1 protein-coding gene is annotated in these 270 nt (G+C 65.2%); it reads left to right on the forward strand.

The window, feature by feature from the left end:
- On the forward strand, window positions 1-200 hold a 200-nt coding region (locus B3F77_RS05495; RefSeq protein WP_293603992.1), incomplete at its 5' end, for an efflux RND transporter permease subunit.
- Window positions 201-270: the final 70 nt, after the last annotated feature.

Here is a 270-nt window from a genome sequence, read left to right on the forward strand (position 1 = left end):
TGCCGCTGATGCTGGGCTGGGGTGACGGTGCCGAGTTGCGCCGCCCGCTGGGCCTGAGTATTTTCGGCGGCCTGATCGTAAGCCAGGTGCTCACGCTGTTTACCACGCCAGTGATCTACCTCAGTTTTGACCGGCTGGCCACAAGGGTCAGGCGCTGGACTGGCAAGACCTCCGCAGCCTCAGAGAAAGCCGCGCAGTGAACCTCTCCGAGCCCTTTGTCCGCAGACCCGTCGCCACGGTGCTGCTGACCATCGGCTTGGGGCTGGCGGG

Source organism: Polaromonas sp. UBA4122, assembly GCA_002381615.1.
GTDB lineage: Bacteria > Pseudomonadota > Gammaproteobacteria > Burkholderiales > Burkholderiaceae_C > Polaromonas.